Source organism: Streptomyces xingningensis, from assembly GCF_054957865.1.
On sequence record NZ_JBDJPF010000002.1, the window covers coordinates 37,584 to 53,160 of the forward strand.

The following is a 15,577-nucleotide window of genomic DNA, read 5'->3' on the forward strand; positions in this document are numbered from 1 at the left end:
CGTGGCCGGACCGACTATCGCCCGGCGCGGTGGCGAGAAGAGCCGTAAGCCGAGGTCGAAACCGTCGGCGTCCGGCCCCTCCCGGCCGGCCAAGGGCGGCGGGAAACCCGCGAAGGCCGGGAAGTCCCGCGGGCTCCTGGCCCGCTTCCGCCCCCGCCTGCCCCACCGCCGCAGGCTGCTGGTCTGGGGGATCGCGGCCGTGCTCCTGGGCGCGGCCGTCAGCTGGGCGCTCTATGGCTCCAGTTGGCTCCGGGCCGGCCGGGTGGAGGTGCATGGCACCGAGGTGCTGACCGCCGGCGAAGTACGGGCGGCGGCGGCCGTACCGCTCGGCGAACCCCTGGTGTCGGTGGACACCGACGCCATCGCGGACCGGCTGCGCACCCGGCTGCCGCGCATCGAGACGGTGGAAGTGTCGCGCTCCTGGCCACACGCGATCAGTCTCAAAGTGACCGAACGACAGCCAAGGGCGATCCTCGAAAAAGACGGGAAGTTTGTCGAAATCGACGGTAAAGGCGTGCGGTTCGCCACAGTCGATCACCCTCCGCAGCGGGTGCCCCGGCTCACGCTGGAGGCGCCCGGGAACTCGTCGAGCCTTGGCTGGTTCGGCCGCGAACGGCTCGAGGGCGAGGGCGTCCGGGTCGCGGCCTCCCTGCCACCGGCGGTCCGCAAGGACACCGTGACCGTTCGCGTACGCTCGTACGACTCCATCACGGTGGAGCTGACGGGCGGTCGGACGGTCGTCTGGGGCAGCGGTGAGCGGGGCGATGCGAAGGCCCGTGCGCTCGCCGCACTGATGAAGGCGGCGCACGGTGCGAACCACTTCGACGTCAGCGCTCCCAGCGCCCCTGCGGCGTCGGGGAGTTGACGAGGGGTCCGCCGTGCCAGCACCCTGGTTGGCTACGCCTATGGGTGATCACATAGGGTGAAAAGAAAAACGGGAGGTTCGGCGTGTTCGTTGAACACGCACCACTTGTCGACTTAGTGTCATGTCCCGAGAACCCAGGGAACAGTGACACGGGTAACCCTAAACTTCAACGTTAGGGTTCGGGTTGGCATTGCGAACCGACCTCCAGGCATACGTAACTCGAGGCGAGAGGCCTTCGACGTGGCAGCACCGCAGAACTATCTCGCAGTCATCAAGGTCGTCGGCATCGGCGGCGGTGGCGTGAACGCCATCAACCGGATGATCGAGGTCGGTCTCAAGGGCGTCGAGTTCATCGCGATCAACACCGATGCACAGGCCCTGCTGATGAGCGACGCCGATGTAAAGCTCGATGTCGGCCGGGAGCTCACCCGCGGCCTCGGCGCCGGCGCCAACCCCGATGTCGGCCGCAAGGCCGCGGAGGACCACCGCGAGGAGATCGAGGAGGTCCTCAAGGGGGCCGACATGGTCTTCGTCACCGCCGGCGAGGGCGGTGGCACCGGCACCGGCGGCGCCCCCGTCGTCGCCAACATCGCACGCTCGCTGGGCGCCCTGACGATCGGTGTGGTCACCCGCCCGTTCACCTTCGAGGGCCGCCGCCGGGCGAACCAGGCCGAGGACGGCATCGCGGGCCTGCGCGAAGAGGTCGACACCCTCATCGTCATCCCCAACGACCGGCTGCTGTCCATCTCGGACCGCCAGGTGAGCGTGCTCGACGCGTTCAAGTCCGCCGACCAGGTGCTGCTGTCGGGCGTCCAGGGCATCACCGACCTGATCACCACCCCGGGGCTGATCAACCTCGACTTCGCCGACGTCAAGTCCGTGATGTCGGAGGCCGGTTCCGCGCTGATGGGCATCGGCTCGGCGCGCGGCGACGACCGGGCGGTGGCCGCCGCCGAGATGGCGATCTCCTCGCCACTGCTCGAGGCCTCCATCGACGGTGCCCGGGGCGTGCTGCTCTCCATCTCCGGCGGTTCCGACCTCGGTCTGTTCGAGATCAACGAGGCCGCCCAACTGGTCAGCGAGGCCGCCCACCCCGAGGCCAACATCATCTTCGGCGCCGTCATCGACGACGCCCTCGGCGACGAGGTCCGGGTCACCGTCATCGCGGCCGGCTTCGACGGCGGCCAGCCGCCGGCCAAGGGCAGCCGCGACAAGGTGCTCGGCTCCACCTACGGCGGCCGCGAGGAGAGCACCCCGGCCTCGGTGTCCAGCCGTCCGGCGGCTCCGGCCGAGCCGGCCCGCCCGTCGTTCGGCGGGCTCGGCAGCGTGACCCCGCGCACCGAGGAGCCGACGGTCGACCCGGCCCCGGTCGCCGAGGTCCCGCCGCCCCCGGTCACCTCGCCGCAGGTCCCGCCGGCCCGGCCGTACCAGGACTCGACCGCCGAGGAACTGGACGTTCCCGACTTCCTGAAGTAACGGCCCCCAGTGATAGGCCAACAGCACACGGTGCCTTCCGTGACACACGTGGCACATGCGAGCGGCGCGCACTTCGCCTTCACCGACAGGTGGGGCGGGGTGAGCGCCGCTCCTTATGCGGAGCTCAATCTGGGCGGCGCGGTCGGCGACGACCCCGTGGCCGTACGGACCAACCGGCAGCGGGCGGCGCGGGCACTGGGTCTCGACCCGGCGGCGGTCGTCTGGATGAACCAGGTGCATGGCAAGGACGTGGCCGTGGTGGACGGACCCTGGCGGCGGGCCGCCGAAGTCCCCGCGGTGGACGCGGTGGTGACGGCCCGCCGGGGAATCACCCTCGCCGTGCTGACCGCCGACTGCACCCCGGTGCTGCTGGCCGATCCGGTCGCCGGGATCGCGGGAGCGGCCCATGCCGGGCGGCCGGGGCTGGTCGCCGGAGTGGTGCCCGCGGTCATCGAGGCGATGACCGGCCTGGGCGCCGAGCCGGCCCGGATCCTCGCACACCTTGGCCCCTCGGTCTGCGGCCTTTGCTATGAGGTTCCCGAAGGGATGCGTGCCGAGGTGGCCGGGGCGGTGCCCGAGGCATGGGCCACCACCCGGCAGGGCACCCCGGCGGTGGATGTCGCGGCCGGAGTCGTCGCCCAGCTCGGCCGAATGGGCGTCATGGCCGTTGACAGGTCGCACATTTGCACGCTGGAGTCCGCGGACCACTTCTCCTATCGGCGCGAGCGCACCACGGGGCGGCTCGCGAGCTATGTCTGGTTGGACGCTGAGCAGTGACGGATCGCAGAACCCAATTGGCCCACAACCTCGCTCGGGTGGAGGAACGTATCTCTGCCGCTTGTGCGGCGGTGGGCCGAAAGCGTGAAGAAGTGACCCTCATCGTGGTCACCAAGACCTATCCCGCGAGCGATGTGAGACATCTCGCGGAGCTGGGGGTGCGTCAGGTAGCGGAGAACCGAGATCAGGACGCAGCTCCTAAAGCCGCGGAATGCCGGGATTTGCCACTCACTTGGCACTTCGTTGGTCAATTGCAGACAAACAAAGTGCGATCGGTGGTGAATTATGCCGACGTGGTGCACTCCATTGACCGGGTCAGATTGGTCACAGCGCTTTCCACGGCGGCCGTGCGCGCGGGCCGGGAACTGGACTGCCTGATCCAGGTGGCTCTTGACGCCCAACCGGGGGGAGGCTCCGGTCGTGGCGGGGTCGCGCCGGACGGGGTGGCGGCGCTCGCCGACGCCCTCGCGGGGGCCGAAGGGCTGCGCCCGGCGGGGCTCATGACGGTGGCTCCGCTGGCCGGCCCGTACGCGGGCCGCCCCCGGGCGGCCTTCGAGCGGCTGCGGGAAATCGCAACGGACCTGCGCGCGGCCCATCCGGCTGCGAACATGGTGTCGGCAGGGATGAGCGCGGATCTCGAAGACGCGGTGGCGGCGGGTGCGACACATGTGCGCGTCGGCTCAGCGGTACTCGGAGTCCGCCCCGGGCTCGGGTAACGTCGCCAAGAGTCGGACCACAGCACAAAATATGGTCATTCCCGTCAAAAGGCGGGAATGGCACGTGGATCCAGCGCCGTTGAGGAGCCGATCCACCACAGAGCGGAGGACGCAGAGAATGGCCGGCGCGATGCGCAAGATGGCGGTCTACCTCGGCCTCGTGGAGGACGATGGGTACGACGGCCGGGGGTTCGACCCCGACGACCAGTTCGAGCCCGAGCCCGAGCCCGACCGCCGCCGACAGCAGCACCAAGCCCAACAGACCCAGCCGGAAGAACCGGTTCGGGTCGCCCAGCCTCCCGCGCAACGCGAACCCACTCCGCTCACAGCGGAAACGGGACGACCCGCCCGAATCGCCCCCGTGTCGTCCATCACATCCGAACGCCACTCTCTGGAGAAGAACGCACCGGTGATCATGCCCAAGGTTGTGTCCGAGCGGGAGCCCTACCGCATCACGACATTGCACCCCCGGACCTACAACGAGGCCCGTACCATCGGGGAACACTTCCGTGAGGGCACCCCGGTGATCATGAATCTGACCGAGATGGACGACACCGATGCGAAGCGACTTGTCGACTTCGCCGCCGGACTTGTCTTTGGCCTGCACGGGAGCATCGAACGGGTGACGCAGAAGGTGTTCCTGCTGTCTCCTGCTAACGTCGATGTCACGGCGGAGGACAAGGCCCGCATCGCAGAGGGCGGGTTCTTCAACCAGAGCTAGAGACGCACTATCGGGCAATACCGGGTGAGCGACGGCCTAATGGGCCGTTAGCTCGGGAATGAGCAAGGGGAGAGGGAAGCGCGAGATGGGCATCGCACAGCAGGTGATCTACATCGCGCTGTACTGCTTTCTGATTGTGCTCATCTTCCGGTTGGTGATGGATTATGTCTTCCAGTTCGCCCGCTCGTGGCAACCCGGCAAGGCGATGGTGGTCCTCCTCGAGGCCACCTACACTGTCACCGATCCGCCACTCAAGCTTTTGCGGCGGTTCATCCCGCCGCTGCGTCTCGGGGGCGTGGCGCTCGACCTGTCCTTCTTCGTACTGATGATCATCGTCTACATCCTGATCACCGTCGTGAGCCGGCTGTGAACGCGGCTGTGAACGATACGGTCTTGCCGATTGCCGACGACTACGTTGAGGTGAAGAAGAGATGCCGCTGAGCCCCGAGGACGTGCGGAACAAGCAGTTCACGACCGTCCGCCTCCGAGAAGGCTATGACGAGGACGAGGTCGATGCCTTTCTCGACGAGGTCGAGGCCGAACTGACGCGTCTGCTCCGGGAGAACGAAGACCTGCGCGCCAAGCTGGCCGCCGCGACCCGGGCCGCCGCGCAGAACCAGCAGCAGGGAATGCGCAAGCCCGAGCCGCAGGACCAGCGGCCCGGTGCTCCGGTGCCCGCCGCCATATCCGGCCCGCAGCCGGTGCCGCCGAACCAGCAGCAGATGGGCGGCCCGCCGCAGTTGCCGGGCGGTGCCCCGCAGCTGCCGGCCGGGCCGGGCGGACACGGCCACGGTCCCCAGGGTCCGCATGGCGCGGGCCCGATGGGGCAGAACCCCATGGGCCAGGGTGGTCCGATGGGTGGTGGCCCGCTCGGCGGGCCGATGGGCCAAGGCGGTCCGATGGGCCAGGGTGGTCCGATGGGCCAGCCCGGTCCGATGGGCCAGGGTGGCCCCATGGGTCAGCCCGGTCCGATGGGGCAGAACCCCATGGGCCAGGGTGGTCCGATGGGCGGACCGCAGCTGCCTCAGCCGGGGCAGGGTCCGGGTGGTGACAGCGCGGCTCGAGTGCTGTCGCTCGCTCAGCAGACCGCCGACCAGGCGATCGCGGAGGCTCGTTCCGAGGCCAACAAGATCGTCGGCGAGGCGCGCAGCCGCGCCGAGGGTCTGGAGCGGGACGCCCGTGCCAAGGCGGACGCCCTGGAGCGGGACGCGCAGGAGAAGCACCGGGTGGCGATGGGCTCCTTGGAGTCCGCCCGCGCCACGCTGGAGCGCAAGGTCGAAGACCTGCGCGGCTTTGAGCGCGAGTACCGCACCCGCCTGAAGTCCTATCTGGAGAGCCAGCTGCGTCAGCTGGAGAACCAGGCGGACGACTCGCTGGCCCCGCCGCGTGGTTCCGGCGCTCCGTCGCTGCCGCCGGCCCCCTCGATGAGCGGGTCGATGGCCTCGGCCGGTGCGGGAATGAGCGGTCACAGCATGGGTGGTCACGGTCAGTCGACGGCCGGCCCGTCCTATGGCGGGCAGCAGCAGATGTCGCCGGCCATGACCCAGCCGATGGCGCCGGTGCGACCGCAGGGCCCGCAGCCGATGCAGGCGCCTTCGCCGATGCGGGGCTTCCTGATCGACGAGGATGACAACTGACGGCCGTAGGCGGTCGGTTATCTGGGCCGGGCCCCTGGGATCACCCCAGGGGCCCGGCCCATTTCGCACATCTGTACACTGCTCTGGGCGTCGAGGCGTGGAGCTCAGCTGGTAGAGCGCCTTCATGGCATGTGGGAGGAAGGCGGTTCGATTCCGCCCCGCCTTGGCGCGTTGACGTCAAAGCGGCGGGGCCGCCCCCTCGGACCGAGGGAGCGGCCCCGCCGCTGTCGTGTGTCAGGGCCCGCACCGACCCATCGGACACCCCCTACGCCTTGCGGAGACGGAACGTCAGCCCGAGGCCCTCGTCCTCGAACGGTGCGCCGAAGGTGTCATCGGCCTCGCCGGTGGCGAAGTCCGTTGCCAGGACCTCGTCCGCGATGAGCCCGGAGTGCTCGGTCAGGGCCGTTTGGACCTCCTGGTCACCGGACTTCCAGCGCAGGGCGATGCGGTCGGCGACGTCCAGGCCGCTGTTCTTGCGGGCCTCCTGGATCAGCCGGATGGCGTCCCGGGCGAGACCCGCCCGGCGCAGCTCGGGGGTGATCTCCAAATCGAGCGCGACGGTCGCGCCCGAGTCGGAGGCCACCGACCAGCCCTCACGGGGGGTTTCGGTGACGATGACCTCGTCGGGGGAGAGGGCCACGGTCTCGCCGTCCACCACGACCGAGGCGGTTCCCTCGCGCAGGGCCAGCGACAGTGCGGCGGCATCCGTGGCGGCGATGGCCTTGGCCACGGCCTGGACGCCCTTGCCGAACCGCTTGCCCAGAGCACGGAAGTTGGCCTTGGCGGTGGTGTCGACCAGGGAGCCGCCGCCCGCCCCGGAGGGATCGGCGGTGAGGGAGGCGAGCGAGGAGACGTTCAGCTCCTCGGCGATCTGGGCGCGCAGTTCCTCGCCCAGTGCCTCAAAGCCGGCCGCCGCGACCAGCGCGCGGGACAGCGGCTGGCGGGTCTTGACGCCGGACTCGGCGCGGGTGGCCCGGCCCAGTTCGACCAGGCGGCGGACGAGCAGCACCTGCCGTGACAGCGCCGGATCGACGAGCGCGGTGTCGGCCACCGGCCAGGTGGCGAGGTGCACGGACTCCGGGGCCTGGGGGTCGACCGGGACGACCAGGTCCTGCCACACCCGCTCGGTGATGAACGGCACCAGAGGGGCCATCAGCCGGGTGACGGTCTCGACGACCTCGTGCAGGGTGCGCAGTGCGGCCGCGTCGCCTTGCCAGAAGCGGCGCCGGGACCGGCGGACGTACCAGTTGGACAGGTCGTCCACGAAGGCGGACAGCAGCTTGCCGGCGCGCTGGGTGTCATAGGCCTCCATGGCCTCGGTGACTTGTCCGACCAGCGTGTTCAGCTCGCCGAGCAGCCAGCGGTCCAGCAGCGGCCGATCGGCCGGGGCCGGGTCGGCGGCGGAGGGGGCCCAGCCGGAGGTGCGGGCGTAAAGGGCCTGGAAGGCGACCGTGTTCCAGTAGGTGAGGAGCGTCTTGCGGACGACCTCCTGGATGGTGCCGTGACCCACCCGGCGCGCGGCCCAGGGGGAGCCGCCGGCGGCCATGAACCAGCGGACGGCGTCGGCGCCGTGCTGGTCCATCAGCGGGATGGGCTGGAGGATGTTGCCCAGGTGCTTGGACATCTTCCGGCCGTCCTCGGCCAGGATGTGGCCGAGGCAGACGACGTTCTCGTACGAGGACTTGTCAAAGACCAGCGTGCCGACCGCCATCAGGGTGTAGAACCAGCCACGCGTCTGGTCGATGGCCTCCGAGATGAACTGTGCCGGGTAGCGCCGCTCGAAGAGCTCCTTGTTCCGGTACGGGTAACCCCACTGGGCGAACGGCATGGAACCGGAGTCGTACCAGGCGTCGATGACCTCGGGCACCCGGGCGGCGGTGTGCGAGCAGCCCTCGGTGGTGCAGGTGAAGGTCACCGCGTCGATGTACGGGCGGTGCGGGTCCAGGCCGCTCTGGTCGGTGCCGGTCAGCTCGGTGAGCTCGGTCAGCGAGCCGACACAGGTGAGGTGGCCGTCCTCGCAGCGCCAGATGGGCAGTGGGGTGCCCCAGTAGCGGTTCCGGGAGAGCGCCCAGTCGATGTTGTTGTTGAGCCAGTCGCCGAAGCGGCCGTGCTTGACCGACTCGGGGAACCAGTTGGTCTTCTCGTTCTCCTCGAGCAGCCGGTCCTTGACCGCGGTCGTACGGATGTACCAGGACGGCTGTGGGTAGTAGAGGAGCGGCGTGTGGCAGCGCCAGCAGTGCGGGTAGCTGTGCTCGTAGGGGACGTGCCGGAAGAGCGCTCCGCGTGCCTCGAGTGCGGTCACCAGTGCCTCGTCGGCCTTCTTGAAGAACTGGCCGCCGACGACGTCCAGTCCGTCTTCGAAGGTGCCGTCCGAGCGCACCGGGACCACCACGGGGATTCCATAGGCCCGGGCGACCTTGAAGTCGTCGCCGCCGAAGGGGGCCAGGTGGACCACACCGGTGCCGTCCTCGGTCGTCACAAAGTCGGCGTTCATCACGTAATGGGCGTCGGGGATGTCGGCCCACTCGAACGGGCGCTGATAGGTCCAGCGTTCCATCTCACGGCCGGTGAAGCTCTGCCCCGTGGCCTTCCAGCCCTCGCCCAGTGCCTTGGCCACCAGGGGTTCGGCGACCACCAGCTTTTCGGTGCCGTCGGTGGCGACCACATAGGTCACCTCGGGGTGAACGGCCGCGCCGAAGTTGGCGACCAGAGAGAAGGGTGTGGTGGTCCAGATCAGCAGCGAGGCCTCGCCCGCGAGCGGGCCGGAGGTCAGCGGGAAGCGGACGAAGACGGACGGGTCGACGACCGTCTCATAGCCCTGCGCCAGCTCGTGGTCGGACAGACCGGTGCCGCAGCGGGGGCACCAGGGGGCGACGCGGTGGTCCTGGACCAGCAGGCCCTTGTTGAAGATCTCCTTCAGCGACCACCAGACGGACTCGATGTACTCCGGGTTCATCGTCCGATAGGCGCCGTCCAGGTCCGTCCAGTAGCCCATGCGCGTGGTGAGCTCGGCGAAGGCGTCGGTGTGGCGGGTCACGGACTCGCGGCACTTGGCGTTGAACTCGGCGATGCCATACGCCTCGATGTCCTGCTTGCCGGAGAAGCCGAGCTCCTTCTCGACCGCCAGCTCGACCGGCAGGCCATGGCAGTCCCAGCCGGCCTTGCGGCCGACGTGGTAGCCCTGCATGGTGCGGAAGCGCGGGAAGACGTCCTTGAAGACCCGGGCCTCGATGTGGTGCGCACCGGGCATGCCGTTGGCGGTTGGCGGGCCCTCGTAGAACACCCACTCGGGGCGGCCCTCGGACTGGGCGAGGGTACGGGCGAAGACCTTCTGCTCGCGCCAGAACTCGAGCACGGCGTGCTCCAGGGCGGGCAGGTCGACCTGGGCGGGCACCTGTCGGTACTGCGTCATCGGCTTCCTCCGGCGGGACGGGTTGTGCGCTGTCCGTCGGAGGGACGAGAGCTGTTGCGCTCCCGCGGTACCACCCTCCTTGGCCGCGGGCACCTGGCCCGAGGCCCCCTCATTGGGGTCGCGATGCCGGTTCTACTGACCCATGGGGGCGTTCTTCCGGCGGCTCCGGGCTGATCTTCGCTTCGTGCACGCCCCCGGGCTCGCACCGTCCCCGGGTCGCTGATGGCTGCGTACGACGCTACTGGTCCCATCCACGCCTTTCGCTCCGGCCAGTGTACGGGGCGCACTCGGCGGTGGACGACCCGATTATCCGGTTCGGGTTACGGGGCCGGGGGCGGGGCACAAGGCAGGAGACCGGCGTGCCCCGTTGCCGAGTGCCCTGAGCCGATTTATCGTTCCCGCACGATTCGCGCGCAAGATCGTAAAATGTGAAGGGATCGCGGCCATGGCGGAGAAGTCCTCGAGGAAGGTCGCGTCCGCGGGGGCCGCGCCGGTGAAAAAGGGGGCCGGTCCGGGGAAGGCCGCCCCGGCGAAAAAGGCCGCGGCCAAGAAAGCGGCCAAGAAGACGGCGGCCGCCAAGCAGACCGCCACCGGCCGTAAGGCCGCGGCGGCCGAGGCAGCCACCACGCCGGCGGTGAAGGCCACGGTGGCCGAAAGAGCGGCCGCGAAGAAGAGCACGGCGGCGAAGAAGAGCACGGTCAAGAAGACCGCACCGGCGAAGAAGGCACCGGCGGTCAAGAAGACGGCACAGCGGGCGGCACCGCCGAAGAAGGCCGCCGCGGCCGGAAAGGCCACGGTGACCAAAACCGCCGGGGTGGAGGAAGCTGCTGCGAAGAAAAGCGCACCGGCCGTGAAGAAGGCCGCGCCCGCCAAGCGCGCACCGGCGAGGAAGGCCGTGGCGGAGGGACCGGCGTCGGCGGAAACCGCGAAGAAGACGGGAGCCAGGACGGTGGCTGCGAAGAAGACCCTGGGTGAGGCCGCGAAGAAGGTGCCGGGAGCCCGCGCGGGCGGCCCCGGAGAGCTCCCGGTACGGCCGGGGGAGGAGCCCTGGTCGCCTGCCGAGGTGGTCGAGGCCCGCACCGAGCTGCAGAGCGAGGTGCTCCGGCTGCGGTCCGAGATCCAGGCCGCGGAGGACGCGGTCAGCGGGCTGATGCGCGACTCGGGTGACGGGGCGGGCGACGATCAGGCGGACACCGGCACCAAGAACATCGCCCGCGAGCACGAGCTGGCCCTGGCCGCCAACGCCCGCGAGATGCTGCTCCAGACCGAGCGGGCACTGCACCGGCTGGACGCGGGTACCTACGGTTTCTGCGAGAACTGCGGCAAGCCCATCGGCAAGGCCCGGATGCAGGCGTTCCCCCGGGCAGCCCTGTGCGTCGAGTGCAAGCAGCGGCAGGAACGCCGCTGACCTCGCCGCACGGTGTGCCGTACCCTCATCCTCAGCCGGGCAGAACACCTGGCACCCATCAGTCGCAGGAGTGCACGGCACTGTCATGCCGGATGATGGTGGGGAGCGGTAGCGGTACAGAACGCCGAGCAACGCGAAGGACTCACGTGACAGAGGCGGAGCAGACCGGAAGGTCCACCGGCACGCCGAAGGGCGCCGATGGGGCGAACGGACCGGCGGCCGGTGAGCAGGCCGCCGGCGAGAAGGACGCAACCACGGGCAGGCGCCGGATCGGAGTGCTGCTCGGGGTCGCCGCCTTCGCCTACCTGCTCGACCTGGGGAGCAAGCTGGCCGTGGTGGCCAAGCTGGAACACCACGACCCCGTCGAGGTGTTCGGCACCTGGCTCCAGCTCCATGTGATCCGCAACCGTGGCGCCGCCTTTGGGATAGGCGAGGCGCTGACGATCGTCTTCACCTGCATCGCCACCGCGGTGATCGTGGTGATCATCCGCATCGCGCGCAAGCTCCACAGCCTGCCCTGGGCGATCGCGCTCGGCCTGCTGCTGGGCGGCGCCTTCGGCAACCTCACCGACCGGCTCTTCCGGGACCCCGGCGGCCTCGAGGGCGGCGTGGTGGACTGGATCGCGCCCGCGCACTACCCGGTCTTCAACCTCGCGGACTCGGCGATCGTCTGCGGCGGCCTCCTGATCGTGATCCTCTCGTTCCGCGGTCTGGACCCGGACGGCACCGTCCACCGGGACTGACCCGGACTGGCGTAAGGACCGAGGTCACCCGTCCGGCATACTCGACGGGTGAGCACCATTCCCGAGATCCGCGCCCTTCCCGTCCCCGATGGCCTCGAGGGCGAGCGCGTCGATGCCGCGATCGCCCGAATGTTCGGCTTTTCCCGCACCAAGGCGGCCGAGCTGGCGGCCGCGGGCAAGGTCCAGCTCGACGGGGCGGAGGCCGGGAAGTCCGACCGGGTGAGCGGTGGCGCCTGGCTGGAGGTCGAGCTGCCCGCGCCGCCCGCGCCGGTGCAGATCGTCGCGGAGCCCGTGGAAGGCATGGAGATCGTCCACGACGACGAGGACATCGTCGTGATCGTCAAGCCGGTCGGCGTCGCCGCGCACCCCAGCCCCGGCTGGACCGGACCCACCGTCATCGGCGGGCTCGCCGCCGCGGGCTACCGCATCTCCACCTCGGGAGCCGCCGAGCGCCAGGGCATCGTCCACCGGCTGGACGTCGGCACCTCCGGGCTGATGGTCGTCGCCAAGTCCGAGCGCGCCTACACCCTGCTCAAGGCGCAGTTCCGGGAACGTACGGTCGACAAGCGCTACCACGCGCTGGTGCAGGGCCACCCGGATCCGCTGAGCGGCACCATCGACGCCCCCATCGGCCGGCACCCCAACCACGACTACAAGTGGGCGGTCACCGCCGACGGCAAGCCGTCCGTCACGCACTACGACCTCATCGAGGCGTTCCGGGCCGCCAGCCTGCTCGACATCAAGCTGGAGACCGGCCGTACGCACCAGATCCGGGTACACATGGCCGCCCACCGGCACCCCTGCGTCGGCGACCTCACCTATGGCGCCGACCCCACCCTCGCCAAGCGGCTGCGGCTGACCCGGCAGTGGCTGCACGCCGTCCGGCTCGGCTTCGAACACCCGGCGGACGGACGCTGGGTGGAGTTCGAGAGCGCCTACCCGGACGACCTCCGACACGCGCTGGACACGGTGCGCGCGGACAGCGCGTGAGCGGCTGAGCCGAGCGCTCCGCCGGAGGCGCGGCCGGCCAGCCGCGGGCCGTCCGCGGCCGGTTGTGCCCACGCGGCAGCACGCACCGGACTTCGGCAGGCCCGCCCGGCCGCTCCGTGTCAGGCTGAAGTGGATCTGCCGTCCACCCAGCCGCCCGGAGAGCCCCGTGGACCAGCTGGCCCTGCTGTTCGTGCTGCTCCTCGGGGCGCTCGTCACGGTGCCGCTGGGGGACCGGCTGGGGCTGCCCTCACCGGTGCTGATGACGCTGGGCGGGATCGTCCTCGCCCTGCTGCCGTTCGTACCGAACATCGCCATCCCGCCGGAGTTCATCCTCCCGCTGGTGCTGCCGCCGCTGCTCTACGCATCCGCCCAGCGCACCTCCTGGCGGCAGTTCGCGGCCAACCGGCGGCCGATCTTCCTGCTGGCGGTGGCGCTCGTCTTCGTCACCACCGCTGCGGTCGCCGCCGTCGCCAACGCGATCGTGCCGGGCATCTCGCTCGCGGCGGCCGTGGCGCTGGGCGCGCTCGTCGCCCCGCCCGACCCCGTCGCCGCGACGGCCGTCGCGGGCTCCCTGGGGCTGCCGCGCCGCCTGGTCTCCATCCTCGAGGGCGAGGGGCTCTTCAACGACGTCACCGCCATCGTGCTCTACCACGTGGCCATCGCGGCGGCCGTCAGCGGCAGCTTCTCGCTGCCGAAGGCGGTCGCCGAGCTGGTGTTCTCCGCCGTGCTGGCCATCGTGGTCGGCCTGCTGCTCGGCTGGGTCACCAAGCGGCTGATGGACGTCCTCGGCGACGCGACGCTCCAGATCGGGCTCACCCTGCTGGTGCCGTTCGTCTCCTATGTCCTGGCCGAGGAGTTCAAGGGCTCCGGGGTGCTCGCGGTGCTGACCACCGCGCTCTTCCTCGCCGAGTACGCATCGGACGCCGACGATGTGCTGGGGCGGCTGGCCGGGCACACCTTCTGGGAGATCGTCGACACCCTTGTCACCGGCGTCGCCTTCGGCCTCGTCGGCCTCGAGCTGCACACCGCCCTCGGCACTGCCTCGGGCCGCTGGGGCGAGATGCTCGGCATCGGCGGCATCGTCATCGCCGTCGTGGTCGGCGTGCGTCTGATGTGGCTGCTGCCCGCCACCTGGCTGGCCAAGAGGCTGCACAAGGGCCGCGACATCGACGAGGAGATCCCGACGAGCTGGCGGGAGACCCTGGTGATGTGGTGGTCCGGGATGCGCGGCGTGGCCTCCGTGGCGCTCGCCCTGGCCATCCCGCTGACCACGGACGATAAATCACCCTTCCCGGCCCGGGACGAAATCCTCTTCATCGCCTTCGCCGTCATCATCGCCACGCTCGTCGTCCAGGGCCTGACGCTGCCCCGGCTGGTCAGGCTGCTCGGGGTGCGCGCCGACTCCGACTGGACCCGGGATCTGGAGCGGCAGCTGGCCGTCCGCGCCGCCAAGGCGGCCAAGCACCGGCTGCTGGAGATCGAGCGGGCGGAGGACCTCTCCGAGGACCTGATGGAGATGCTGTACCGGCGCGCCTACGACATCGGCGCCCGCATCAGCCCCGAGATGGTCGACGAGGAGCGGCGCGAGGCCCACGCCCAGCGCGTCCAGCGGCTGCGCACCATCCAGCGCATCCAGGGCGATCTGCTCTCGGCCGCGCGGCACGCGGTACTCGACGCGCGCAGCGAGCCGTGGATGGATCCCGAGGTGGTGGACCGGGTGCTGCGCCACCTGGACGTACGGAGCCTGCGGGGTCCTTAGGGATCCTTAGGGGGAGTCCGAGGTGTCCGCCGGACCGGGTGGCGCGGGTGCCGTGGTGATGCGCGGCAGTGCATACGGATGTTCGCTGCGCAGCCAGGCGATGAGTTCTTCGCGGACCGCGCAGCGCAGGGCCCAGATGCCGTCCGGATCCTGGGCGGTCATCAGCGCCCGCACTTGGATCGTCGAGGGCGTGGTGTCGGTGACCGTCAGGCTCCAGTCCCGCCCGTCCCACTCGGGGCAGCCCCGCAGCACCGTGTGCAGCTGCTCGCGCAGCGGGCCCAGCGGGGCGGAGTGGTCCAGATGGAGGAAGACGGTGCCGGTCATCGTCGGGGTACCGCGCGACCAGTTCTCGAACGGGCGGCTGGTGAAGTACGACACCGGCATGGTGATGCGCCGTTCGTCCCAGGTCGCCACCACCAGATAGGTCAGCGTGATCTCCTCGACGGTGCCCCGCTCGCCCGCGACCACCACCGTGTCACCGATGCGCACCACGTCGCCGAAGGCGATCTGCAGCCCCGCGAAGAGATTGCCCAGCGTCGACTGGGCGGCGATGCCCGCGACGATGCCGATCAGCCCGGCCGAGGCCAGCAGCGAGGCCCCCGCGGCCCGCATGGCGGGGAAGGTCAGCAGCATCGCCGCCACCGCCAGCACGGCGATGGCCGCCGTGACGATCCGCTGAATGAGCGTCAGCTGGGTGCGCACCCGGCGCAGCCGGGCCGGGTCCCGGTCGCCGGAGGCATAGCGCGCATAGCCGGACTCGATCACCGCGTCCGCCACCCGGACCGCGAGCCAGCCACAGAACCCGATCAGCAGCAGGGCCAGCACCTGCCCGATGGCCCCGTTATGCCCCCGGGCCGGCCGGACGACCTGGTAACCGCCGAGCAGCAGCGCCGCGCACAGCGTCAGCCGCAGTGGCCACCGGCAGCGGCGCAGCAGATCCCACAGCGGGGTTTCGGGGTGCCGGGCACCCATCCGGCGCAACGCCAGGTCGACGGTCCAGCCGACCGCGAGGGTGACGATCACCGCCCCGCCGAGGACCGCGAGGGGGCGCAGCGCGTCTGCCACAGCTGCTC

13 protein-coding genes and 1 tRNA gene are annotated in these 15,577 nt (G+C 70.3%); 12 read left to right on the forward strand and 2 right to left on the reverse strand.

Annotation, left to right across the window (positions count from 1 at the left end; genetic code table 11):
• Position 1 precedes the first annotated feature (1 nt).
• From ABCR83_RS01365 to ABCR83_RS01400, 8 genes are all read left to right on the forward strand, one after another.
• Positions 2-865 (forward strand): cell division protein FtsQ/DivIB, encoded by an 864-nt coding sequence (locus ABCR83_RS01365; protein ID WP_462692403.1) that lies wholly within the window; start codon positions 2-4, stop codon positions 863-865.
• A gap of 240 nt (positions 866-1,105) precedes the next feature.
• Entirely contained in the window at positions 1,106-2,341 is a 1,236-nt protein-coding gene (ftsZ, locus tag ABCR83_RS01370) for a cell division protein FtsZ (protein ID WP_462692405.1), read from the forward strand.
• Between the two features lie 9 nt (positions 2,342-2,350).
• The gene (gene pgeF, locus ABCR83_RS01375; RefSeq protein ID WP_462692407.1) at positions 2,351-3,118 is read left to right on the forward strand and encodes a peptidoglycan editing factor PgeF; all 768 of its coding nucleotides are present in this window, start codon (positions 2,351-2,353) and stop codon (positions 3,116-3,118) included.
• The gene (locus tag ABCR83_RS01380) at positions 3,115-3,834 is read left to right on the forward strand and encodes a YggS family pyridoxal phosphate-dependent enzyme (protein WP_462692409.1); all 720 of its coding nucleotides are present in this window, start codon (positions 3,115-3,117) and stop codon (positions 3,832-3,834) included. Before pgeF ends, ABCR83_RS01380 begins: the two co-directional genes overlap by 4 nt.
• A 118-nt stretch (positions 3,835-3,952) precedes the next feature.
• Entirely contained in the window at positions 3,953-4,555 is a 603-nt protein-coding gene (locus ABCR83_RS01385) for a cell division protein SepF (protein WP_462692411.1), read from the forward strand.
• 85 nt (positions 4,556-4,640) lie between these two features.
• Complete coding sequence (locus ABCR83_RS01390; protein WP_462692413.1) at positions 4,641-4,925, forward strand: YggT family protein; 285 nt, start codon at positions 4,641-4,643, stop codon at positions 4,923-4,925.
• Positions 4,926-4,986: 61 nt separating this feature from the next.
• Positions 4,987-6,192 carry a DivIVA domain-containing protein gene (locus tag ABCR83_RS01395; protein WP_462692415.1) on the forward strand — a complete coding sequence of 402 codons (1,206 nt, stop codon included), beginning with the start codon at positions 4,987-4,989 and terminating at the stop codon, positions 6,190-6,192.
• Positions 6,193-6,284: 92 nt separating this feature from the next.
• Positions 6,285-6,358, forward strand: a tRNA-Ala gene (locus tag ABCR83_RS01400).
• 99 nt (positions 6,359-6,457) lie between these two features.
• Here ABCR83_RS01400 and ileS read toward each other — a convergent pair.
• Positions 6,458-9,604: an isoleucine--tRNA ligase gene (gene ileS, locus ABCR83_RS01405; RefSeq protein WP_462692417.1), complete on the reverse strand. Its 3,147-nt coding sequence runs from the start codon at positions 9,602-9,604 to the stop codon at positions 6,458-6,460.
• Positions 9,605-10,049: 445 nt separating this feature from the next.
• On the opposite strand from ileS, the gene ABCR83_RS01410 reads away from it, so the two are divergent.
• From ABCR83_RS01410 to ABCR83_RS01425, 4 genes are all read left to right on the forward strand, one after another.
• Positions 10,050-11,012, forward strand: coding sequence for a TraR/DksA family transcriptional regulator (locus ABCR83_RS01410; RefSeq protein ID WP_462692419.1), 963 nt, complete (start codon positions 10,050-10,052; stop codon positions 11,010-11,012).
• Between the two features lie 146 nt (positions 11,013-11,158).
• Positions 11,159-11,755, forward strand: coding sequence for a signal peptidase II (gene lspA / locus ABCR83_RS01415; RefSeq protein WP_462692421.1), 597 nt, complete (start codon positions 11,159-11,161; stop codon positions 11,753-11,755).
• A 48-nt stretch (positions 11,756-11,803) separates the two neighbouring features.
• Entirely contained in the window at positions 11,804-12,745 is a 942-nt protein-coding gene (locus ABCR83_RS01420) for an RluA family pseudouridine synthase (protein ID WP_462692423.1), read from the forward strand.
• Between the two features lie 166 nt (positions 12,746-12,911).
• Positions 12,912-14,504 carry a Na+/H+ antiporter gene (locus tag ABCR83_RS01425; RefSeq protein WP_462692425.1) on the forward strand — a complete coding sequence of 531 codons (1,593 nt, stop codon included), beginning with the start codon at positions 12,912-12,914 and terminating at the stop codon, positions 14,502-14,504.
• A gap of 6 nt (positions 14,505-14,510) precedes the next feature.
• Here the strand turns inward: ABCR83_RS01425 and ABCR83_RS01430 are convergent, their stop codons facing one another.
• Entirely contained in the window at positions 14,511-15,569 is a 1,059-nt protein-coding gene (locus ABCR83_RS01430) for a mechanosensitive ion channel family protein (protein ID WP_462692427.1), read from the reverse strand.
• Between the last annotated feature and the right edge of the window lie 8 nt (positions 15,570-15,577).